This window comes from Pseudomonas sp. E1BtOHC1 (assembly GCF_058744285.1).
Map to the genome: position 1 here is coordinate 730300 of NZ_CP196023.1, position 22485 is coordinate 752784.

The 22485-nt window shown below is 63.6% G+C and carries 23 protein-coding genes; 14 read left to right on the forward strand and 9 right to left on the reverse strand.

The annotated features are described in order from the left end of the window. The first annotated feature begins 105 nt into the window (after positions 1-105). On the forward strand, positions 106-513 hold the full coding sequence (locus ACSSVC_RS03405; protein ID WP_102862372.1) for an SMI1/KNR4 family protein: 408 nt from the start codon (positions 106-108) through the stop codon (positions 511-513). Positions 514-568: 55 nt separating this feature from the next. Here ACSSVC_RS03405 and ACSSVC_RS03410 read toward each other — a convergent pair whose 3' ends face one another. Next, positions 569-2332, reverse strand: coding sequence for a cation:proton antiporter (locus tag ACSSVC_RS03410; RefSeq protein ID WP_446439419.1), 1764 nt, complete (start codon positions 2330-2332; stop codon positions 569-571). A gap of 288 nt (positions 2333-2620) precedes the next feature. On the opposite strand from ACSSVC_RS03410, the gene ACSSVC_RS03415 reads away from it, so the two are divergent. Next, positions 2621-3106 carry an acyl-CoA thioesterase gene (locus ACSSVC_RS03415; RefSeq protein ID WP_102862374.1) on the forward strand — a complete coding sequence of 162 codons (486 nt, stop codon included), beginning with the start codon at positions 2621-2623 and terminating at the stop codon, positions 3104-3106. Positions 3107-3369: 263 nt separating this feature from the next. After that, entirely contained in the window at positions 3370-4764 is a 1395-nt protein-coding gene (locus ACSSVC_RS03420; RefSeq protein WP_346634747.1) for an APC family permease, read from the forward strand. 21 nt (positions 4765-4785) lie between these two features. Here the strand turns inward: ACSSVC_RS03420 and pdxY are convergent, their stop codons facing one another. Then, on the reverse strand, positions 4786-5658 hold the full coding sequence (pdxY, locus tag ACSSVC_RS03425; protein ID WP_123723659.1) for a pyridoxal kinase PdxY: 873 nt from the start codon (positions 5656-5658) through the stop codon (positions 4786-4788). A 117-nt stretch (positions 5659-5775) separates the two neighbouring features. Here pdxY and ACSSVC_RS03430 point away from each other — a divergent pair, with 117 nt between their 5' ends. Next, positions 5776-6168 (forward strand): DUF3301 domain-containing protein, encoded by a 393-nt coding sequence (locus ACSSVC_RS03430; protein WP_123723660.1) that lies wholly within the window; start codon positions 5776-5778, stop codon positions 6166-6168. Positions 6169-6189: 21 nt separating this feature from the next. On the opposite strand, the gene ACSSVC_RS03435 is transcribed toward ACSSVC_RS03430, so the two are convergent. The 4 genes from ACSSVC_RS03435 to dksA form a co-directional block, all read right to left on the reverse strand. Next, positions 6190-7152, reverse strand: coding sequence for a CobW family GTP-binding protein (locus ACSSVC_RS03435; protein ID WP_346634746.1), 963 nt, complete (start codon positions 7150-7152; stop codon positions 6190-6192). 104 nt (positions 7153-7256) lie between these two features. Further along, on the reverse strand, positions 7257-7964 hold the full coding sequence (locus ACSSVC_RS03440) for a DUF1826 domain-containing protein (protein WP_446439421.1): 708 nt from the start codon (positions 7962-7964) through the stop codon (positions 7257-7259). Beyond that, positions 7964-9172, reverse strand: a complete 1209-nt coding sequence (gene zigA / locus ACSSVC_RS03445; protein ID WP_446439422.1) for a zinc metallochaperone GTPase ZigA — start codon at positions 9170-9172, stop codon at positions 7964-7966. The genes ACSSVC_RS03440 and zigA overlap by 1 nt, the downstream gene beginning before the upstream one ends. Before the next feature lie 29 nt (positions 9173-9201). Further along, positions 9202-9606, reverse strand: coding sequence for an RNA polymerase-binding protein DksA (dksA, locus tag ACSSVC_RS03450; protein WP_346634743.1), 405 nt, complete (start codon positions 9604-9606; stop codon positions 9202-9204). Between the two features lie 121 nt (positions 9607-9727). Here dksA and ACSSVC_RS03455 point away from each other — a divergent pair, with 121 nt between their 5' ends. Further along, the gene (locus tag ACSSVC_RS03455; protein WP_446439424.1) at positions 9728-10105 is read left to right on the forward strand and encodes a glutamine synthetase; all 378 of its coding nucleotides are present in this window, start codon (positions 9728-9730) and stop codon (positions 10103-10105) included. Positions 10106-10141: 36 nt separating this feature from the next. Here ACSSVC_RS03455 and ACSSVC_RS03460 read toward each other — a convergent pair whose 3' ends face one another. Then, entirely contained in the window at positions 10142-11365 is a 1224-nt protein-coding gene (locus ACSSVC_RS03460; RefSeq protein WP_492611990.1) for an N-acetylmuramoyl-L-alanine amidase, read from the reverse strand. Between the two features lie 130 nt (positions 11366-11495). Between ACSSVC_RS03460 and folE2 the strand changes: the two genes are divergently transcribed. The 8 genes from folE2 to thrS are packed head-to-tail and all read left to right on the forward strand — an operon-like array spanning position 11496 to position 19065. Continuing rightward, entirely contained in the window at positions 11496-12389 is an 894-nt protein-coding gene (folE2, locus tag ACSSVC_RS03465) for a GTP cyclohydrolase FolE2 (protein ID WP_404937943.1), read from the forward strand. Continuing rightward, positions 12389-13057 carry a metal ABC transporter ATP-binding protein gene (locus ACSSVC_RS03470; RefSeq protein WP_404937944.1) on the forward strand — a complete coding sequence of 223 codons (669 nt, stop codon included), beginning with the start codon at positions 12389-12391 and terminating at the stop codon, positions 13055-13057. The genes folE2 and ACSSVC_RS03470 overlap by 1 nt, the downstream gene beginning before the upstream one ends. Then, positions 13057-13923 (forward strand): metal ABC transporter permease, encoded by an 867-nt coding sequence (locus ACSSVC_RS03475; protein ID WP_346634738.1) that lies wholly within the window; start codon positions 13057-13059, stop codon positions 13921-13923. The genes ACSSVC_RS03470 and ACSSVC_RS03475 overlap by 1 nt, the downstream gene beginning before the upstream one ends. 11 nt (positions 13924-13934) lie before the next feature. Next, positions 13935-14819, forward strand: coding sequence for a metal ABC transporter substrate-binding protein (locus tag ACSSVC_RS03480; RefSeq protein ID WP_492611991.1), 885 nt, complete (start codon positions 13935-13937; stop codon positions 14817-14819). After that, entirely contained in the window at positions 14816-15259 is a 444-nt protein-coding gene (hisI, locus tag ACSSVC_RS03485) for a phosphoribosyl-AMP cyclohydrolase (RefSeq protein WP_123723670.1), read from the forward strand. Before ACSSVC_RS03480 ends, hisI begins: the two co-directional genes overlap by 4 nt. Beyond that, a complete protein-coding gene (locus ACSSVC_RS03490) occupies positions 15249-15809 on the forward strand; it encodes a gamma carbonic anhydrase family protein (RefSeq protein ID WP_102862389.1) in 561 nt (186 codons plus the stop codon). Before hisI ends, ACSSVC_RS03490 begins: the two co-directional genes overlap by 11 nt. Before the next feature lie 2 nt (positions 15810-15811). Then, complete coding sequence (locus ACSSVC_RS03495) at positions 15812-17146, forward strand: dihydroorotase (protein WP_492611992.1); 1335 nt, start codon at positions 15812-15814, stop codon at positions 17144-17146. Positions 17147-17175: 29 nt separating this feature from the next. Next, positions 17176-19065 carry a threonine--tRNA ligase gene (gene thrS, locus ACSSVC_RS03500; protein WP_404937948.1) on the forward strand — a complete coding sequence of 630 codons (1890 nt, stop codon included), beginning with the start codon at positions 17176-17178 and terminating at the stop codon, positions 19063-19065. 72 nt (positions 19066-19137) lie between these two features. Here the strand turns inward: thrS and ACSSVC_RS03505 are convergent, their stop codons facing one another. Further along, positions 19138-19662, reverse strand: a complete 525-nt coding sequence (locus ACSSVC_RS03505; RefSeq protein WP_346634734.1) for a DUF3617 domain-containing protein — start codon at positions 19660-19662, stop codon at positions 19138-19140. A 131-nt stretch (positions 19663-19793) separates the two neighbouring features. Between ACSSVC_RS03505 and cls the strand changes: the two genes are divergently transcribed. Continuing rightward, positions 19794-21233 (forward strand): cardiolipin synthase, encoded by a 1440-nt coding sequence (gene cls / locus ACSSVC_RS03510; protein ID WP_346634733.1) that lies wholly within the window; start codon positions 19794-19796, stop codon positions 21231-21233. Positions 21234-21269: 36 nt separating this feature from the next. Here cls and cfaB read toward each other — a convergent pair whose 3' ends face one another. Beyond that, positions 21270-22457: a C17 cyclopropane fatty acid synthase CfaB gene (gene cfaB, locus ACSSVC_RS03515; protein ID WP_404937949.1), complete on the reverse strand. Its 1188-nt coding sequence runs from the start codon at positions 22455-22457 to the stop codon at positions 21270-21272. Positions 22458-22485 lie beyond the last annotated feature (28 nt).

Sequence of the window (22485 nt, forward strand, 5' to 3'; positions counted from 1 at the left end):
CCCCGACTCAAGTCGGGGTTTTGCATTTCACGATTGCACTTATAGCGAGCTACTGTATAAACCGCCGTCAAACAACCGCGCCATAGAGCTAAGAGGACCCAGGCCGTGGAAGAAGTCATCGAACAACTCCGAGAAGCCAACGAACCGGTACCCGTCCCCCTGGAACTGCCGGACGAAGACCAACTGGTGGAAATTGAAGAACAGCTGTTCATCAATATTCCGTTCGTCTTCAAAGAGTTCCTGTTGACGGTCAGCGACGTGGTTTACGGCAGCCTGGAACCGGTCACCGTCACCGACCCGCAATCCCACACCTACCTGCCGGAAGTGGCCGCGACCGCCTGGGACCTGGGCGTGCCTCGCGAGCTGATCCCGATCTGCCAGGACGGCGACGACTACTACTGCGTCGAGGAAGACGGCACCGTGGTGCTGTGGTCCGGCGAAGAAGAGCTGATCACCGAAGAGTCCTGGGAATCGGTGTGGCACTGGGCGCGGGACGTCTGGCTGGAAAGCTGAGCCAACTCCCGACGTTGCAACCGGCTCGCCAGCGCCCTGCTGGCGAGCGGCAAGGTCAATGCCCGCCGTTGTCCTTGCTGTGCTCGAAGGTTTCGATCAGCGCCACCTGCATCCGCGTGTGCACGCGGATGAACCAGCGCCACAACACCGCAGCCACCACAGCCGCCACCACGGCAATCAGCACCAGCAACTCCAGGGTCGGCAGGATGCTCGACGACAGCGCCGCCAACAGCAGAAAGATCACCAGTAGCGACAGGATCGGAATCACCTCGGCGATCACCCGACGTACCCGCTGGGTGTGGCGCCCGGCCATTTCCGCCTTGACCCCCATCTCCGCCAGCAGCATCGATAGCGCCTTGAGCTTGCGGTAGGCGGCAATCAGGAATGGCAGCGACAGCAGCAGCGCTCCACCCCAGATCAGTGCCTTCTGCCAGCTCGGATCACTGACCCAGTCCTCCAGATAAGCGCCGATGCGCTTGGCGAAATAGCCGCCGGAAAAGAAGATCGACGCCACCAGCGCCAGATTCACTCCCACCTGCAGCAGGATCTTGCGGATCATCGACGCCAGCAACGCACCCTCGCCCTGAGGCTGGATACTGCGCAACCACTCCCCATACATGCCCAGCACCCGGCTCAGACGTTGAGGCAAAACCCCGGCCAGCTTGTGCGACAAAGGATCGGCCGCGCGAATCAGATAGGGCGTGAGCAAAGTGGTGATCGCCGACACGGCAACCGCGACCGGATAGAGAAAATCGCTGGTGACCTGCAGGGTCATGCCCAGGGCGGCGATGATGAACGAAAACTCGCCAATCTGTGACAGGCCCATCCCGACTCGTAGAGAGGTCCGTCCATCGTTGCCGGCGATAAAGGCACCCATGCCGCAGGACAACATCTTGCCCAGCACCACTGCCACGGTGATCACAGCGATGGGCCAGGCGTATTGCAGAAGGATCTGCGGGTCGATCATCAGGCCGATGGCGACAAAGAAGATCGCACTGAACAGGTCACGAACCGGCTCGATCAGCCGCTCGATCTTCAGCAACTGACGGGACTCGGCCATGATCGCGCCGATCAGGAAGGCCCCCAGGACCATGCTGTACTCCAGCTTCACCACCAGCAGACAGAAGCCGAAACACAGCCCCAGCACAGTGATCAGCAGCATCTCGTTGCTGTCGAACCTGGCCACGTAGGCCAGCAGGCGCGGCACCAGCAGAATGCCGATCACCAGCGCCACGATCATGAACAGCGAAAGCTTGCCGACGGTGGAGAACACTTCGCCGGAACTCACGGTGCCACTGACCGCAATACTCGACAGCAAGGCGATGATGCCGATGCCGAGAATGTCCTCGACGATCAACACACCAAAGATCAGCTGGGCGAAGCGCTCGTTCTTCATCTTCAGGTCGTTGAGCGCCTTGACGATGATGGTGGTGGAAGAGATGGCCAGGATCGCCCCGAGGAACAGCGAATCCATGGTGTTCCAATCGAACCAGCGACCGATCTCGTAGCCGATCCAGATCATCAGGACGATTTCCAGGAAGGCCGCGATAAACGCCGTGGCACCCACCTTGAACAGCTTGCGCAGGCTGAATTCCAGCCCCAGGCAGAACATCAAGAAAATCACCCCAAGCTCGGCCAGGGTCTTGATGGTCTGTTCGTCGTGGATCAGGCCGAACGGCGGCGTGTGGGGGCCGATGATGAAGCCGGCGACGATGTAGCCCAGCACCACCGGCTGCTTGAGTCGGTGAAAGAGAATGGTCACGACGCCTGCGACCAGCATGATCACGGCCAGGTCCTGAATGAAACTGATGGCATGCATGGCCGGGGTTCTCCTTGAAAGCTGGGCGGCGCAGATCGCCTAAAAAGAAAAATCTGATCAGTACAAAGAAATATCCAAAAATAGGAGCGGAAAAAGCCCTGGAACGGGTGTTTTGCAGGTTAACACCGGGACTTCCGGCAGAAAGGCGGTGCAATATTAGGAAACAGATCCACCGGAGCGTGACGGCACGACGCGGCCCGGCGTCCCGTTATCGATGGTTTGAAAATCCTTGAAACCAGCACCCGCAGAGGTGCTCAAGCAACCCCTGCCTTGAACCGTGAGTGTGCTATGGAACCCGGAAACGCCCAGCTGTCGATGACGGTATTGATGACCCCTGACATGGCCAATTTCTCTGGCAATGTCCACGGCGGCACCCTGCTCAAGTACCTCGACGAAGTTGCCTATGCCTGCGCCAGCCGTTATGCCGGCCGCTACGTAGTGACCTTGTCGGTGGATCAGGTGATCTTCCGCGAGCCGGTGCATGTCGGCGAACTGGTGACCTTCCTGGCCTCGGTCAACTACACCGGCAACACCTCCATGGAGGTGGGCATCAAGGTGGTGACCGAGAACATCCGCGAGCGCTCGGTGCGCCACACCAACAGTTGCTTCTTCACCATGGTGGCGGTGGACGACCAGCGCAAACCGGCCCAGGTGCCGCCGCTGCAACCCGAGACTGCCGACGGCAAGCGCCGCTATATCCAAGCCCAGCAGCGCCGGCAGATCCGCCAGGAGCTGGAAAAGCGCTACCAGGAAATCAAGGCCGACGGCCCTTGATCCTCAGGCAGATACGCTGATTCAGCAGGACCACGGACGGTCCCCTCGCCACGCCCCGGCAGCGCCTTGCGCGCTCGACCAGCCTCTCCCCCCGCCGCTCCAGGCAGTCTTCTGCGGTCATCCCGATTGGCCGGATTCATCCCTTTTTGACCACATAGAGAGTTATGCCCAGGGGGCACCGCTGCCAGAATCATTGAGCAAGGCACAAACGCACTCCCCGTCCGGGGAGCCTTCGAGCCAACGAACGCGTGAGAACAATAACAATGCCCAGCGCCAATACTCTGTCCGACAGTCCCGCCCTCGCCTCCGGCGACTTCACCCACAGCGCCCAAGGCACCTCCCTGCGACGCATCCTCGGGCTGCCGGCCCTGGTGTTCTTCGGCCTGGTGTACATGGTGCCCCTGACCGTGTTCACCACCTACGGCGTGGTCACCCAGATCACCGGGGGGCGTACCGCCGCAGCCTATGTCGTGACCCTGCTGGCCATGATCTTCACAGCCCTGTCCTATAGCGTCATGGTCAGGAAGTACCCGATTGCCGGCTCGGCCTATTCCTACGCCAGCCTCAGTTTCGGACCGGGCATCGGCTTTCTCGCCGGCTGGTCGCTGCTGCTGGATTACCTGTTCCTGCCGATGATCAACTACCTGGTGATCGGCCTGTTTCTCAACCTGGCCTTTCCCGCCGTGCCGGCTTGGGTCTTCGTGGTGGCGACCATCAGCCTGGTGACGCTGCTGAACATTCGCGGCATCGGTTCGGTGTCGAGCATGAGCAACCTGATCGTCTGCGCGCAGATGGTGTTCGTGGTGGTGTTCGTAGCCCTGGTGATTCGCCAGCTGGCCGGGGCCGCAAGCCTGGACCTGAGTGCACCCTGGGTCGGCGACGGCAGCCAGAGCGGACTGTTGCCGTTGATGGCTGGGGCCGCGGTGCTGTGCCTGTCGTTCCTGGGCTTTGACGCGGTGTCGACCCTGGCCGAGGAAACCCGTGACCCGCGCCGGGACATCCCACGGGCCATTGTCATCACCACCCTGGGCGCAGGGCTGCTGTTCATCCTGCTGGCCATGACCAGCCAACTGGCCTTCCCCGGCAGCAGCTTCAAGGACGCCGACTCGGCAGCCAGCGAAGTGATGCTGCATGCCGGCGGGCGTTTCCTGGAGATGTTCTTCACCGCCACCTATGTCGCCGGCGCTGCGGGCTCGGCCCTGGCGTCACAGGCCTCGGTGTCGCGCATCCTGTTCAGCATGGGTCGCGACGGCATCCTGCCACGGCGAGTGTTCGGCACCCTGTCGGAGCGCTACAAAACCCCGGTGATCGCCATTGTCCTGGTGTCGCTGGTGTCCTTGCTGGCGGTGGTCATCGACCTCACCACCCTGGCCTCGATGATCAGTTTCGGCGCGCTGGTGGCGTTCTCGGTGGTCAACCTGGCGGTGATCAAGAGTCACTTGGGACAGGGCCAGCCGCGCACGAGTGCGCGACTGCTGCAGTACGGCCTGCTGCCGTTGATCGGCTTCGGCCTGATCGTCTGGCTGTGGACCAGCCTCTCGGCCCTGACCCTGGGGATTGGTCTGGCCTGGTTCGCCCTGGGCCTGGTGTACCTGGGCATACACACCCGGGGCTTTAGTCAGCAGGCGCCGACGGTGCAGTTCTCCGAGCAGGCCTGAGTCACTGCACGCCGGTCGCCCTCAGAAGCCGATCGGCGTGGCTTCGAACCGCACCCGTGGATGGGCAATGCGGTCCTGGGCCCGCACCAGCTCCAGCTCGTAGCTGGCGCAGGCCTGGGTTTCCAGCAGCACTTCATGCACTGCGGCGGCGGTGAACTCGAACGCCGCCACCAGGCTGTCGCCCAACAACACCCGCGCCAGGAACAGACCCGACGTCAGGTCGCCCACCCCCACCGGCTGCCGCGGGAACGCCAGCAACGGGCGGCGCAAGTGCCAACTGCCCTCGGCGGTCACCAGCAGCATCTCGAAGCCTTCCGCCAGTTTGCCCGGGTAGTCCAGGTGCTTGACCAGCACCGCCTTGGGGCCCTTCTCCAGCAGCGAGCGAGCCATGCCCAGGCAATCGAACAATGATTGCGGCTTGCGTCCGCAGAAGCTGTCCAGCTCCAGCTGGTTGGGGCACAGGAAGTCGGCCATGGCCACCGCCTCATCCAGCAGGAAGTCGCTGACCTCCGCCGGCACGCTGCAGCCCTTCTCCGGATGGCCCATCACCGGGTCGCACAGGTACAAGGCCTTGGGGTTGGTCGCCTTGATCCGCGCCACGCCACTGAGAATCGCCCGGCCCTGGGCCGCGCTGCCCAGGTAACCGGAGAGAATCGCGTCGCAGTTGCCCAGCTCGCCGATGGCGGCGATGCCTTCTACCAGCTCGGGAATCTGATGGGGCGCCAACACTTCTCCGGCCCACTGACCATACTGAGTGTGGTTGGAGAACTGTACGGTATTCAGGGGCCAGACATTCACCCCGACCCGCTGCATGGGAAACACCGCAGCACTGTTACCGGCGTGGCCGAAAACCACATGGGACTGGATCGCAAGCAGGTGGGGCGTACGTTTCATGCAGGATTTTCCATAAAACCGGTGGAATTCAAGCCGCGCAGTATGCGACTAAACGCAGCCTGTACGACAGACCGGAGACGCAGTTAAGCTGACGCCACTTCGTTGGAGCAAACCTTCATGCTGACCCTTGGAAACATCTTTGTGCTGATGCTGCTGGCGACCGGCGCCGCCTGGCTATGGCACAACCACGGCCTGCGGGAGCGGGCGCTGGAGCGGGTCAAGCAGCACTGCGCACGGCTCGACATCGAGCTGCTGGACGGCAACGTCGCACTCAAGCGCATCGGTTTGGTCAAGGACGCCAACGGTCGCCGGCGCCTGGCGCGAATCTACAACTTCGAATTCACCGTGACCGGTGAAACCCGCCACGCCGGGACCATCACTCAGTTTGGAGCCCACAGCGCGCACATCGAGCTGGCGCCCTACCCATTCGAAGTGAAAGAGCCGTTGCCCAGCGCCGAGGTGATCGAACTGAGTCAGTGGCGCGAAGAGCACCGCAAGTTCAAGCCGTGAAATGCGCAGGCAAGCCTGCGCCTACAGGCGGCAAGCGCTGAGGCTGGCTTGCAGGGCGGCCATGTCCTGAGGGGCACTGAAAATCAATTCCAGGCGCGAATCCCGTCGCCATTCGCTGGGCAGCCAGTTCAGCGGTGAATTATCCAAGCCATTGCCCGAGCGCCAGCCCTCATCGCTGTGGATCACCAGCTTGGCCCGACGCCAGTCGAGGTTCTGCAACCAGTGATCGACCCGGGCCAGGTCGAACTGCTGGCTCGGGTGCCAGCGCCAACCGATGCTCCAGCCCTCCTCCTGAGACTGACTGAGGCAGATCGGCAGCGCCGGATCGCTCCACACTGCCGGCAACTGTGCCAAGCCCTGGGGAACATCCAGTTGCTCCAGCGCCGCCCCGGCACTGGCCTCCAGACCCGGTAGCTCGGCCAAGGGCAAGGCGGCGTGGCGCGTCCAGAACAAGGGCAGGTCCGGCAACTGCTCCAGCACCCGCAGTCGATCGCTGTCGCTGAGCAGTTCGTCCTTGTTCAACACCAGCAAGCCGGCGCTGGACAGGGCATCCTGCTGGGCCTGGGGCAGCGGCTTGCCGGCCGCCAGGGCCTGGGCGTCGAGCACCAGTACGCAGGGCTGCAACGCCAGCACCCCCTGCCAGGGCGCAACGCTCAGTTGCTTGAGCAATTGCGCCGGGTGACCAAGGCCGGACGGCTCGATGAACAAACGATCCGGCTTGGCCTTACGCAGCAGACGCCCCAACCCCACCTGAAACGGTGCGCCGTTGACACAGCACAGGCAGCCGCCGGCCACTTCGCCGAAAGCGATGCCATCGTCATCCCGAGTCAGCAAGGCCGCGTCCAGGCCAATCTGGCCGAACTCATTGATCAACACCGCCCAGCGCTCATGGGCCGGGCGCTGGCTCAGCAGATGACGGATCAGGCTGGTCTTGCCGGCCCCCAGAGGGCCGGCGATCACATGGGTAGGAATGTTCTGCAGCATGGAAGGATTTCCGCAAGCTTGTGCGCTGATGCTACGCCCTTCCCCGTCGCGACGAAAATCCGCCGACCGCCGTAGAAGCGGGCTTGCCCGCGAACGCTCGCCGCTCACCCCAGCCAATCAAGAGTCAGTATCAAACGCCGCTCCCCCGGCGCCGGCTGCGGCGAACGATGAATCAGACCAAACCCCTCGTTGCCATGCCATTTCTCACCCTTGAACAGCGCCACTTCACCGCGGCCAATCTGCTGGATCAGCTCTGATTCCCGAGGTTCGGCCGCAGCCTGCCCCAACTGCCGACGGTCCATCGCCCCTTCCCGCAACCACTGGCTGCCAATCCCGGCATAGGTGGTGATCAGGCGCACCGGCACATGGTCGACGTGAAACCGCGGGCACATGGCCTTGTCCAGCACCCGTAAGCGCAAGCCCACGCGTTTGGCGCCCAACAGGCAGGCAAAGGCACTGACCAACCAGGAAACGTCGGCGATAAAGCCGTCATAACCCTGCAAGTCGCTGAAGCGCGCGGCCAAACCCCGCAGGTTCGGAGGGCAATCCTCATCCGGCAACTCCAGGGACAGGGACTCCGCCAAGGGCTCATTGAGGGACAACAGCAACTCGCCGAAGTCCTCGATGTGCGCCGGCAACTGGCGCTGCCAGAGACCGAGGTTGACCTCATCGTCCAGCACCTCGGCCAGCACTGCCGGGGCCTGGCCAATGGCCGCGCGCCGGGAAACCAGCGGCACCGCACAAGGCAGCAGCAAGCACTTGGCCGTCAATGGAATGCTCAGTGGAGTCACCGGGGAACTCAGGGTCAGCATCAGGCCGCCTCCTCTTCATGCCAGGAACCGAAAGGGTCGGTCATCAGGCTCCAGCCCTCGACACCGAGGGCCATTTCATCGTCATCCAGCAGGCACAGGTCGAGCTCGGCACTGAGCCGGGTAAAGTCGATGTTCTGGCCGATGAACACCAGTTCCTGACGACAGTCGCCCGTGGCCGGGGTCCAGTTGTGCAGAATCGCCGCCGTGCTTTCCTCGTCCTGGGGCCAGTGCTGCTTGGGCACGAAGCGCCACCAGCGCCCGGCAAAGCCATGGCGCATCAAACCGCCGGCCTGGGACCAACTGCCCGCCTCCTGGTACTTGCTGGCGAGCCAGAAGAAGCCTTTTGAGCGCAGCAGCTTGCCGTTGACCCAGGGCCGGTTGATGAAGTTGAAGAAACGCTGGGGATGAAAGGGGCGGCGCGCTCGATAGGCGGTCGAGGCGATTCCGTACTCCTGGGTTTCCGGCACGTGCTCGCCGCGCAACTCTTGCAGCCAGCCCGGCGCCTGGGCCGCGCGTTCAAAGTCGAAGCGTCCGGTGTTGAGGATCTTGGCCAAGGGCACCTGGCCCATGACCATGGGAACGATCTCTGCCTGGGCGTTGAGCCGCGCCAGGATCGCCATCAGCTCCTGGCGCTCGGCGCTGCTGATCAGGTCGATCTTGCTGATGAGGATAACGTCGGCAAACTCCACCTGTTCGATCAGCAGGTCGGTGATCGAACGTTCGTCCTCCTCGCCCAGGGTTTCACCCCGGGAGGCCAGGCTTTGCGCGGCCTGGTAGTCCAGCAGGAAGTTCATGCCGTCGACTACGGTGACCATGGTATCGAGGCGGGCGATGTCCGCCAGGCTCTGCCCGGCCTCATCGCGAAAGGTGAAGGTTTCCGCCACCGGCAGCGGCTCGGAGATGCCGGTGGACTCGATCAGCAGGTAATCGAAGCGCCCGTCGCGGGCCAGCTTGCCCACCTCCTCCAGAAGGTCTTCGCGCAGGGTGCAGCAGATGCAGCCGTTGCTCATCTCCACCAACTTCTCTTCGGCACGATTGAGGCTGACATCACGCTGCACCTCGCTGCCGTCGATGTTGATTTCGCTCATGTCGTTGACGATCACCGCTACCCGCAGGTTGTCGCGGTTGCGCAGGATGTGATTGAGCAGGGTGCTTTTGCCGGCGCCAAGAAATCCGGACAGCACGGTAACGGGAAGACGCTGGGTCATGGGGGGGCCTCATCAGGTTCGCGGCTGGGTCAAAGCGCCCGTTGGTGGCGTTCGCGCAGCTCTTGGCGTTCTTTGGCTTCGATACACAGGGTGGCGGTGGGCCGCAGCAGCAGGCGCTTGAGGCCGATGGCCTCGCCGGTGTCGCGGCACCAGCCGTACTCGCCCCGGGCCAGGCGCTCCAGGGCCTCGTCAATCTTGTCCAGGAGCTTCTTTTCCCGTTCCAGCAGGCGCAGTTGCCATTGCCGCTGTTCTTCGGCGCTACCAATGTCGGCGGGGTCGCTGTGGGGTTCCTGCTCGCGCAGTTGGTCGAACTCAGCGGCAATGCGCTCCTGCAATTCGCTGCGCTGGGCCAGCAGCAGATCGCGGAAGAAGCCCTGCTGGGCGTCGTTCATGTAATGCGCCGGGGGTTCGGCGAGGAGCTCTTGTTCAGTCATGGCGGGGTCACGGGTCAGGCTTTATTTGATGTTATATTATAACAATGCACATTAGCCAACACTCCCTTGCCGCCCACGACGAAGGGCGCGATGCTGCGCCCCTGTCGCCACGAGAACTGCCATGCGCCTTGTCCTGCCCACCCTGCTTTCAAGCCTGATGCTGCTGGCCGGCCACGCTACAGCCGGCGTGCCCAGCACCCTGGCCACCTGCACCCGCAGCGCCACCCTGCTGGCCTGTGTCGATCCCTTGGGCAACGCCTACAGCGTCGCCACGGCGGGCAGCACCACTTACTTGCGCGGGTTCGAGGTAATCGGCAAACGCTACTGGGCGCAGACCAACAGTCGCTACGGGCAACTGACCTTCTTCACCGGCCTGGCCTCCGACGGCGAAGCCTGGGTGGGCTACAGCCAGCGCGTGGGCTGGACCACCCGCAATCGCTTCTCCAGCTCCGGCGGCAGCAGCGCCAAGTTCACCTGCAGCCGTATCAGCGGCTGCTAGACGCGCCAACACCGCGCCCGGTGCAGGCGCCGGCGGCTACACAGCGCGGTTGTTCCTGGTTTCCTGGAGCCAGGCCATGTAGCTGTTGGCTGGCGGGTTCTTTTCGAAGTAGCGCTGCAAGCCTTTGAACAGGCCGTCGGCAATCGCCTGCTGATGCCGCGTCGTGACCAGCCGCTGACTGTCGCGGCTGTTGGAGATAAAGCCGGTTTCCACCAGGATCGATGGCACATCCGGCGACTTGAGCACCGCGAATCCGGCCTGTTCCACGCGCTTCTGGTGCAGGGTGGTAATCCCCGACAGGCTGTCCAGCACCGTGCCCCCTAGCTGCAGGCTGGCGGCAATGGTGGCGTTCATCGACATGTCGAGAATCACCCCCGCCAGCATCGGGTCCTTGTCCTTGAGATTGAGCAGGCTGCTGGCCCCCAGCAGGTCGGCATCGTTCTCCCGCTGGGCCATGAAGCGCGCGGTGGCCGAAGTCGCCCCGCCTTCGGACAAGGCATACACCGAGGCACCGGAGGCGGTAAGACGCGGCGCCGCATCGGCGTGCACCGAGATGAACATGTCGGCCTTGTGCTTGCGGGCGATCTCCACCCGCTTGCGCAGCGGCACGAAGAAGTCATCGTTGCGTACCAGCTTCACGTCAAACCCCTTCTCGCGCTTGAGCCGCTTGGCCAGCAACTGGGCGATGGACAGCACCACATCCTTCTCCCGTTCCCCCTTGGCCCCCACGGCGCCCGGGTCCTTGCCACCGTGGCCGGGGTCCACTACCACGATGATGTCGCGCTTGGGATGGGGCTTGCCCGGCGACGCCTCGGGCTTGGCCAGAGGCGCAGCGCCCCCGGCGATCTGCAGCGACGCCTTGCCGGCCTCGGACAGGTCCAGCACCAGTCGGTGGCCCTGTCCATCCTGGGGCGGCAGGAGAAAGCTGTTGAGCTGCACCGGCTTGTTCAGGTCGAGGACGATCCGCGTATCGCCCTGGCCAAAATGCCCGGAGCGGATCGCGCGGATCACCGTATGGGCCAGGGGCAACTGACTGAAATCGCCACTCAGGCGAGCGCCGTTCACATCGATGATCAAGCGCTCCGGCGCGCTCAGGGTGAAGGTCTTGTACTGCACCGGCCCACTCAGATCGAGCACCAGCCGCAGCTTGTCGGCGTCTTTCCACAGCCGCGCATTACGGATCTGCGCGGCGGAAACAGTCCAGGGCAACATCAGGGCCGTGCCGGCCAACAGCAGGTTGAGCAATTGACGTCTGTGCATGACAAATACCGCAGTGAAGGGAGTGTCCGTACTCACAAGAACAGGCCAGAGAACCGCCGAGGAAAAATGTTTCATCGGATGTATTGTTATAATATAACATGTCGGAATATTCCTAACGACGGACCTGTTCATGAACGCGCTGACTCTGCCGGATATTGCCGCGCAGGCCTCACGCCAAGCCTTGCCCCTGGAATGGGTGGGCATGTGCGGCATTGCCTTACCTGTAGTGATGGACAGCCAACGGATCGCTGCCAAAGCCGATGCCGGAGTCAGCCTCGACGATGGCGAAGCGCGAGGCATTCATATGTCGCGCTTGTATCTGGCCCTGGAAATGCTCGAACAGGACAACCTCACGCCTGCTCTGCTGCGCCAGGTGCTACAGCGCTTTCTCGACAGTCACGAGGGCCTGGCCCACAGCGCCTACCTACGGCTGCACTTCGATCTGCTGCTCAAACGTCCGGCCTTGGTCAGTCCTTTGGCCGGTTGGAAGAGCTATCCGTTGAGCATTGAAGCGCGGCTGAAAAACGCGATGTTCCACGTGGAACTAAAAATCGTCGTGCCTTATTCCTCAACCTGCCCTTGCTCGGCCGCCCTTTCCCGTCAACTGATCCAACAGCAATTCGTCAACGATTTCGCCAACCAACCACTGCAGCACGCCGACATTCTGGCTTGGCTGGGCTCGACCCAAGGCATAGTCGCCACGCCCCATAGCCAACGCAGCAACGCCGAACTGCACCTGCGCCTGGACGAATTCCTCGACGAGCTGCCGTTGATTGCCCTGATCAACGACGCTGAAAGTGCCCTGGGCACCGCCGTGCAAACGGCGGTCAAGCGCGCCGATGAGCAGGCCTTCGCTCTGGCCAACGGACAAAACCTGATGTTTTGCGAAGACGCCGCCCGCCGCCTGAACCTGGCGCTGCGCCGCTCTCCTGGCGTCAACGCCTTCCAGCTGCGGGTTGTGCATGCAGAAAGCCTGCACGCCCACGACGCCGTGGCGCAAAGCCGCTGGAACTGGGAGGCCTGATGATCCGTTGCCAAGGTTTACGCTGGGGCGCGCCGGGCCAACCCCTGACTCCGGCCCTGGATCTGCACCTGCCCAGCGGCAGCCTGAGCGCCGTCATCGGCGCCAACGGTTCGGGCAAAAGCAGCCTGCTGAAAGTCCTGGCCGGGCTGCAAAAGCCCCTGGCCGGCAAGGTCGATCTGACATTGCCCAAACGGGGCGGCTTTTCGTTCCTGCCGCAACAGCAACACCTCGATCGCCAGTTTCCCATCAGCCTGGAAGCGCTGGTGGCCGGTGGCTTCTGGGGCAAGTGCGAAACGGCCAGGGCCCGGGCAGAAAAACTGCAGGCGGTGCTCGAAGACTGGCATTTGAGTGGCTTGGAAAGTCGCCCGTTGATGGCCCTTTCCGGTGGAGAATTGCAGCGCGCGCTGCTGGCCCGACTGAGCCTGACCGAAGCACCGCTGCTGCTCCTGGACGAACCCCACGCCGCCCTCGACGAAGCAGGCCAGAGCCTGCTTTGGCAACACCTGCACAGCTGGCACGCCCAGGGCCGGACCCTGGTGGTGGTTTGCCATGACCTAGCCGCCGTGCACCAGCACATCCCCCAGACCTTGTGGATCAAAAGCAGCGGCTGTGTCCTGGGCCAGAGCCGGGAACTGATCGCCCCACCATCCCGGACGCAGGTGGCTTGATGCAGTTCGCCGCGCATTTCTGGCAACCCTTCAGCGAATTCGTGTTCATGCGTCGGGCCTTGCTCGGCGGTCTGGTACTGGCCTGCAGCACGGCTCCCCTGGGCGTATTCCTGATCCTGCGGCGCATGAGCCTGATCGGCGATGCGGTGGCCCACGGCATTCTCCCCGGCGCAGCCCTGGGCTTCTGGTTCGCCGGTCTCAGTTTGCCGGCCCTGACCTTCGGCGGTCTGGGCGCCGGCCTGGGCATGGCCGGTCTCGCGGCCTGGATCACCCGCCGCACCGGCCTGCGGGAAGACGCCAGCATCGCGGCGATCTACCCCATCTCCCTGGCCAGCGGCGTCCTGATCCTCGGGCTGGCGGGCAAACGCCTGGACCTGCTGCACCTGCTGTTCGGCTCGGCCCTGGCGGTGGACGGCCCGACCCTCAACGGCATGCTCCTGGTCTCGGGCTTCAGCCTGCTGGCCATGGCCCTGATCTACAAACCCCTGCTGCTGGACACCCTCGACCCCCTGTTCCTGCACAGCGTCAGCCGCCTGGGTCCCCTGGCCCACGGCCTGTTCCTGACCCTGGTGGTGCTCAATCTGGTGATCGGTTTCCAGGCCATCGGCGCCCTGATGGTGGTGGGGCTGATGATGCTGCCGGCCGCCGCCTCGCGCTTCTGGAGCCGTCGGCTGCCGCGGTTGATGGGCATCGCTGCGCTGCTGGGTTGTCTTTCGGTCTGGCTCGGCCTGTTGCTGTCGTTCCATTACTCGCTGCCCAGCGGACCGGCCATCGTGCTGGTGGCGGGCAGCCTGTACCTGCTCTCCGTGGTGTTCGGGCCGGTGCACGGCCTGTTGCACCGCCCGCCTTTGCTCACATCCCCATGAGGTGTTTCCCGATGCGCGTTCTACTCGTGCTGTTCAGCCTGCTGCTGCCCCTGTCGTGGTCCACCGCCCAGGCCGCGGACAAGCTGGCGGTGGTCACCAGCTTCAGCATCCTCGCCGACATGACCCGCCAGGTCGGCGGCGAGCATGTACAGATCACCAACCTGGTAGGCGCCGACGAAGACGCCCACACCTACGAACCCACACCGGACGATGCCAAAGCCCTGCTCAAAGCCCGGCTGATCATCAAGAACGGCCTGGGCTTCGAACCCTGGCTGGATCGTCTGGTTGCCAGCTCGGCCACCAAGACGCCAGTGATCACCGCCAGTCGCGGGGTGATTCCACGGACCCTGGACGAGGACGGCGAACAGGTGCCCGACCCGCATGCCTGGCACAACCTGGCCAACAGCGAACTCTATGTGAACAACATCACCAAGGCGCTGATTGCCGCCGACCCGGCTCACCAGGCCGACTACCAGCGCAACAGCCAGGCCTACCTGCAACAGATCTACCGCCTGCTGGCCGAGGCCAAGACCAAGCTCGGCGCCCTGCCTCCGGGCAACCGCAAGATCGTCACTTCTCACGACGCCTTCGGCTACCTGGGCCAGGCCTACGGCATCGACTTCATGGCACCCCAGGGCCTGTCCACCGAACGCGAGCCCTCAGCCGCCGAAGTCGCGGCGCTGATCACCCAGATCCGTAACACCAAGGTCAAGGCGGTGTTCATGGAAAATATCAAGGACGCCCGCCTGCTCAAGCAGATCGCCGAGGAAAGCGGCGCTCATATTGGCGGCACCCTGTACTCCGACGCCCTGTCGGCCACGGGCCCGGCCAGCACCTTCATCGGGCTGTTCGAATACAACCTCAACACCCTGTACGACGCCCTGAGCCGACCATGATCCAGCGCCCGCCGCTGTCGCTGCTGGACCTGGAAACCGCCGCCCTGGGCAGTCGTTGGCCGCTGACCGCCGTGCTCGACGCCCTGCCCTGGAACAGCGACGGACTGATCGCCGCCATTGCCCAGCAACACGACAGCGGCGAGGTGCTGATGCTGGCCTGGATGAACCGCCGGGCCCTGGCCGAAACCCTGGCCAGCGGCCAGGTCTGCTATTGGTCGCGCTCGCGCCAGTGCCTGTGGCGCAAGGGCGAAAGCTCCGGGCATCGCCAGCGTCTGATCGAAGCGCGCCTGGACTGCGATGGCGACGCGGTGTTGCTGCAAGTGGAGCAACAAGGCCCCGCCTGCCACACCGGTCGCCCCAACTGTTTCTACAACGCCATTCGCGATGGCGCGGTGGAAGTCATCAGTTCCCCCTTGAAGGACTCGCGCCATGATTCGTAAAAACCCCTCCGGCGATCTGCCGGTAATCGCCGAATCCGCCTACGTGGACAAGACCGCCATCATCTGCGGCAAGGTGGTGATCGGCGACAACGTGTTCGTCGGCCCCTACGCGGTGATCCGCGCCGACGAGGTCGACGCCAGCGGCCAGATGGAAGCCATCACCATCGGCGCCAATTCGAATATCCAGGACGGCGTGGTGATCCACTCCAAATCCGGTGCCGCCGTCACCATCGGCCAGCACACCTCCATCGCCCACCGCTCCATCGTCCACGGCCCCTGCGTGGTCGGCGACCGGGTGTTCATCGGTTTCAACAGCGTGCTGTTCAACTGCGTGGTGGGTGACGGCAGCGTGGTCCGACACAACTCAGTGGTGGACGGTCGTGACCTGCCACCAGGCTTCTACGTGCCCTCCACCACCCGCATCGGCCCCAAGACCGACCTGGCGCAGTTCCCTCCGGTGAGCATCAGCGCTTCGGAGTTTTCCGAAGACGTGGCCCGCACCAACGTCGATCTGGTCCGCGGCTACAAGGCCCTGCAGAACGAGTTTTGAGCATGAGCCGAATCCTTATCCGCAACGCCCGCCTGGTGAACGAAGGACGCGAGTTCGACGCCGACCTGCTGGTCAATCAGGGCCGAATCGAGACCATCGGCAGCCTCAACCACCTCAGCGCCGAACTGGAAATCGACGCCCAGGGCCAATGGCTGCTGCCGGGGATGATCGACGACCAGGTGCACTTTCGCGATCCCGGCGCCCCGGAAAAAGGCAGCATCCATAGCGAGTCCCGCGCCGCAGTGGCCGGTGGCATCACCAGCTTCATGGACATGCCCAACACCTCGCCGGCGACCTTGACCCTGGCCGCCCTGGCCGACAAGAAACGCCGCGCAGCCGTCGCCTCGGTGGCCAACTACGGCTTTCACTTCGGCGTCAGCAACGACAACCTCGACACCGTCGCCGCCCTCGATCCCAGCGAGGTCGCCGGGGTCAAGGTATTCATGGGCGCCTCCACCGGCAACATGCTGGTGGACGATCCCCAGGTGCTCGACCGGCTGTTTCGCCAGGTACCGACCATCCTCCTGGCCCACTGCGAACACACCCCGAGCATCCAGCTCAAGCAGCAACGCTGGCAGCAACTCTATGGCGATCAGATTCCCGCCGCGGCTCACCCGCGCATTCGCGATGCCGAGGCCTGCTACCGCTCCTCGTCCCTGGCGGTGGAACTGGCGAAGAAACACGGCACCCGCCTGCACGTCCTGCACCTGACCAGCGCCCGGGAACTGGCCCTGTTCGAGGACCGGCCCCTGGCCGAGAAACGCATCACCGCCGAAGTCTGCCTGCACCACCTGCTGTTCGATGACCGCGACTACCCGCGCCTCGGTCACTTGATCAAATGCAACCCGGCCATCAAGACCCAGGCCGATCGCGATGCCTTGCGTCAGGCTCTCAACAGCCAGCGCCTGGACATCATCGGCAGCGACCACGCACCCCACACCTGGGAGCAGAAACAGCAGCCTTACACCCGTGCGCCCGCCGGCCTGCCTCTGGTGCAGCACGCCTTGCCGGCCTTGCTGGAACTGGTGGCGGACCGGGTCCTGCCCCTGACCACCCTGGTGGCCAAGACCAGCCACCGGGTGGCCGACCTGTTCGCCATCCCCGACCGCGGCTACCTGCGCGAAGGCTACTGGGCCGATCTGGTGCTGATCCGTGCCGAGCCCGAAGGCCTGCCCGTGGACCGCCAGCCGATTCTTGCCCAATGCGGCTGGACCCCGTTTGCCGGCCAGCGCTTTCGCCATAGCGTCGCCACCACCCTGGTATCGGGCCAACTCGCCTGGCACCGGGGGCGTCTGTACGACCACTGTCAGGGCCTGCCCCTGCGCTTCAACCGCTAATCCCCAAGCCTGACCAAGGACCACCGAAGATGATCCGCATCACCCTGCCTGATGGCGCGTGCCGTGAGTACGACCAGCCGTTGTCCGTGTTCGAGGTGGCCGCCAGCATTGGCAGCGGCCTGGCCAAAGCCGCCGTGGCCGGGCGGGTCGATGGCCGGCTGGTGGACTGTGACTACCTGCTGGACAGCGACACCCGCCTGAGTATCGTCACCGCGACCGACCCCGATGGCCTGGAAATCCTGCGTCACTCCTGCGCCCACCTACTGGCCATGGCGGTGAAGCAGCTGTACCCCTCGGCCCAGGTCACCATTGGCCCGGTGATCGAGGACGGCTTCTTCTACGACTTCGCCTACGAGCGCCCTTTCACCCCCGAGGATCTGGAACTGATCGAGGCGCGCATGCACAGCCTTGCCGCCACCAACCACACCTTGCGCCGCCGCGAGCTGTCCCGGGAGCAGGCACTGGAACACTTTGCCGACCAGGGCGAGCACTACAAGGTCGAGCTGATCCGCGACCTGCCCCCGGAGGCTGTGCTGTCGCTGTACCGCCAGGGCGATTTCGAAGACCTGTGCCGCGGCCCCCACGTGCGTACCACTGGCCAATTGCGGGCCTTCAAGCTGACCAAGGTGGCCGGCGCCTATTGGCGCGGCGACGCCAGCAACGCACCGTTGCAACGGATCTACGGTACCTGCTGGGCCACCCGCCAGGATCTGGACGCTCATCTGCTTCGTCAGGAACAGGCCGCCAAGCGCGACCACCGCAAGCTGGGCCAGCAACTGGACCTGTTTCACTTCGACGATTGCGCGCCGGGGTCGGTGTTCTGGCATGCCAAGGGCTGGACCCTGTTCAAGCAGTTGATCGGCTATATGCGCCAGCGTCAGGAACAGGCGGGCTACCAGGAAGTGAACACCCCGGATGTGATGGACCGCAGCCTCTGGGAAACCTCCGGGCACTGGCAGAACTACCGCGACCACATGTTCACCACCAGCACCGAGGACCAGCGCACCTTCGCCCTCAAGCCCATGAACTGCCCCGGCGCGGTGGCGATCTTCGGCCACGGCTTGAAGAGCTACCGCGACCTGCCCCTGCGCATCGCCGAGTTCGGCAAGGTCCATCGCTACGAACCTTCAGGGGCACTGCACGGCTTGCTGCGGGTACGCCACTTCACCCAGGACGACGCCCACATCTTCTGCACCCCGGAACAGATGCAGGACGAATGCGCCCGCACCATCGCCCTGGTGTTCGACATCTATAAGGAGTTCGGTTTCGACGAGGTGGCGGTGAAGCTCTCCACGCGCCCGGCCAATCGCATCGGCAGCGACGAGGTCTGGGATCAGCTGGAAAGCGCCCTGGTCGGTGCCCTGCAGAGCATGCAGATCGACTATCGGCTCAACCCGGGAGAAGGCGCCTTCTACGGTCCGAAACTGGAGTTCGTGCTGCGCGACGCCATCGGCCGCGACTGGCAGTGCGGCACCCTGCAAGTGGATCTCAACCTCCCCGAGCGCTTCGCCATCAGCTACATCGCCGACAACGGCGAACGCCGGCAACCGGTGATGCTGCACCGCGCGCTGTTCGGTTCCCTGGAGCGCTTCATCGGCATCCTCATCGAGCACCATGGCGGCGCCCTGCCCTTGTGGCTGGCGCCGCAACAAGTGGTGGTGCTCAACATCAGCGAGGCTCAGGCGGACTATGCCTGGGAAATCAGCGAGCGCCTGCGCCGTCAGGGGCTGCGGTCCAGTGCCGACCTGCGCAACGAAAAGATCGGCTACAAGATCCGTGAGCACAGCCTGCAGAAAGTGCCCTACCTGCTGGTAATCGGGGACAAGGAGAAAGCGGGAGGCTACGTCAGCCTGCGCAGCAGAAATGGTGAGGATCTGGGACAGCTGACGCTGGAGCAGGCAGTGGAACGGATTGCCTAGCCGGTGCCCGGGCCTGGCGGCGAAAGCCCTGGTGTCTGCAGGGCCGCTTCGCCGACAAGCGCACAAGGTCGGTCAGGAGGCGCGGGGTTTGACCGTGCCGCAGTCCTGGCCCAGCCATACGGCGCGGGTGTCCATGCTGCCCTTCTGCTGCATGCCGGTGGCATTGAAGGTGCCGATCACGTTGGTGGTGAACTCGCGATCACTGATGAACTTGGCCACCCCGTTGCCCTGAGCCTTGGGGCAACTGAAGCGAAACTTCCATTGATTGCCGTTGCGCTCGGTGACCTGCTGCTGGCAACCCGATTGCGGGTCCTGCAGCGGAATGGTGTCGGATTTCACCTGGTCCGGCGTCAAGCACACGCGAATACCCTTGCCACCCATGGTCACGCCCTGTTTCTCCAGCATCGCCCGTTGTTCCGGGGTCATCTGTTGCTGCAACTGGCCAAGAATCAGCGACAGGTCCGGCAAGTTCTGGTCATCGACCTTCATGTTGCTGCTGGTCAGTTCCCACAAGCCCGGTTGCAGCATCTGCGCCTGCGCAGCCAGTGGCAGCGCCAATCCCACCGCCAAGGCACAACCCAGTAAACGAAGTTTCATCGAATGACTCCTAGACAATAGTGGCCGTTAGACTTCGGCCAAGGCACGGCGTTGCATGCAGAATAAAATAGCGACATTCGCTGTGGAACATGGTCTGTTAGGCATTGAATCTTCAGGAGCAAGGTTGCCCCATGGATTATTTTGGCCCGCACATCTTCGGCTATCTCATTGCGCTGTTGCATTTTCTCGGGCTGATCGCCGCGATCCACGCGGTGCTCACCGTCAGGACCGCTCAAGGCGCCATTGCCTGGGCCCTGTCGCTGATGTTCATGCCCTACCTGACCCTGATTCCCTATCTGGTATTCGGCCGCAGCACCTTCGATGCCTACATCCAGGCCCGGCGCCAGGCCAACGTGGAAATGCACAAGGCCATCAATGAGCTGAACTGGCGGCCCTGGGTCGAAGAGGCGCTCACCGCCCGCGCCTCCCAGGCCTATGCCTCGCTGCGGGCCATGCCCAAGCTGGGACGCATGCCATGCCTGGCCAACAATCAGGTGCGCCTGCTGGTCAACGGCGACGCCACCTTCGAAGCGATCTTCAATGCCATCCGCCGTTCCCACAAGGCGGTGCTGATCCAGTTCTTCATCATTCACGACGACGAGCTGGGCCGGCGCCTGCAACGCCTGCTGCTGGAAAAGGCCGCCGAAGGCGTCTCCATCCATCTGCTCTACGACCGCGTCGGCAGCCACTCCCTGCCCGCCGGTTATGTGCAGACCCTGCGTGACGCCGGGGTCCAGGTGCATGCCTTCGCCACTCGCAGCGGCTGGCTCAACCGCTTCCAGGTGAACTTCCGCAATCACCGCAAGATTGTGGTGGTGGACGGTTTGCTCGGTTTTGTCGGCGGGCACAACGTCGGTGACGAATACCTGGGCAAGAAACCGCCCCTGGCGCCGTGGCGCGATACCCACGTCCAGGTCAGCGGCCCGGTGGTGGCCTGCCTGCAGGAGTCCTTTGCCGAAGACTGGTTCTGGGCGGCCCGGGAACTGCCGCCGCTGATCCTTCCCGATACCTACCCGGATGACGGCGTGCTCTGCCAATTGCTGGCCAGCGGCCCCGCCGATGCCTACGAGACGTGCTCGCTGTTCTTCGTCGAGGCGATCCACGCCGCCACCGAACGGGTGTGGATCACCAGTCCGTATTTCATTCCCGATGAAGCGGTGTTCGCCGCCCTGCGCCTGGCCGTGTTGCGGGACGTGGACGTGCGCATCCTGCTGCCGTCGCGCCCGGACCATCGCATCGTCTACGCCGCCTCCAGCCTCTACGCCTTCGAGGCGGTGCGCGCCGGGGTCCGGGTCTTCCGTTATCAACCGGGGTTCCTGCATCAAAAGGTGGTGTTGATCGACAACGAGATCAGCGCCATTGGCAGCGCCAACCTGGACAACCGTTCGTTTCGCTTGAACTTCGAAGTGATGCTGCTGACCGTGGATGACGACTTCGCCACCGAGGTGGAACAGATGCTGGAAGCCGACTTCGCCAAGGCCCGGGAAATCGCCCGGGAAGAAAGCCGCCAGACCCACCGCCTGCAACAACTGGGCATGCGGGTCGCGCGGCTGATTTCACCGATTCTGTAGGGACCCACTCAAGGTCTGAAGGAAAACGCGCCGGGCCTAGGGGTGATAGAGGTCGTCCCGGGTCCAGGGCAACTCATGACTGCCATCGGCATGGGTCTTGACCGCGAGGATCTGGTGCAGATTGATCCAGCCCTTGGCAAACGCATAAGCGCAACCTGCCAGGTACAGCCGCCAGATCCGTAGTGCCTGCGGCGCAACCTGCTGACCGGCCGCCTCCAGGTTGTCCTCCAGGCGCTCGCTCCAGTGATCCAGGGTGCGGGCGTAATGCAGGCGCAGGCTTTCAACATCGACGATTTCCAGCCCCGCCTCGCTGATCTGCGCCGAAATCATCGCCAAGTGCGGCAACTCGCCATTGGGGAACACATAACGCTCGATGAAGTCCCCGGCGCCCCGGCCCACGGGCCGTCCATCGATGTGCTTGGCAGTAATGCCGTGGTTCATCACCAGGCCGCCCTCGCGCACCGCATTGAACAGGGTCCGGCAGTATTCGGGCAGATTGGCATGGCCCACATGCTCGAACATGCCGACGCTGACCACCTTGTCGAAGCGACCATCCTGGGGCAGGTCGCGATAATCCAGCAGCTGCAGCTCCACCAGATCGTCCAGGCCTTCGGCACTGACTCGTTCACGAGCCAGGGCCAGTTGTTCCTTGCTCAAGGTAATGCCCAATACCTTGGCGCCGAACTCGCGGGCGGCATAGCGGGCCAGCCCGCCCCAGCCGCAACCGACATCCAGCAGGTAATCCCCCGGTTGCAGGCGCAGCTTGCGGCACAGGTGACGAAACTTGGCTTGCTGGGCCTGTTCCAGTGATTCGCTGCCGGTCTCGAAGTAGGCGCAGGAATAGGCCATGTCACTGTCGAGCCAGAGCTGATAGAAGGCGTTGGAAAGGTCGTAATGGTAGGAAATGGCCGCCGCGTCCGTGGCCTTGTCGTGCTGCGTGCGCACCGGCTGATCGTCGTCATCTTCATCCAGCAAGGCCTGGCTCAGTTCATCGCACACCCGGATGACTTCACTGATGGAACCTTCAAGTTCCAGCTTGCCCTCGACAAAGGCGCCCCCCAGAGCGTCCAGGCTGGGACGGGTGAATTGCGCGACCAGTTGCGGGTCCTTGACCACAATGGTGACGCTGGGCTCCGGCCCAAGATTGAACTCATGGCCATCCCAGAGCCGCAGGCGCAAGGGTAATTGCAGATTCTGTAAGGCCGGTGGAAGTTGCGCGAGCATGGAAAATCCCCCCTGTTTCAGACGTCTG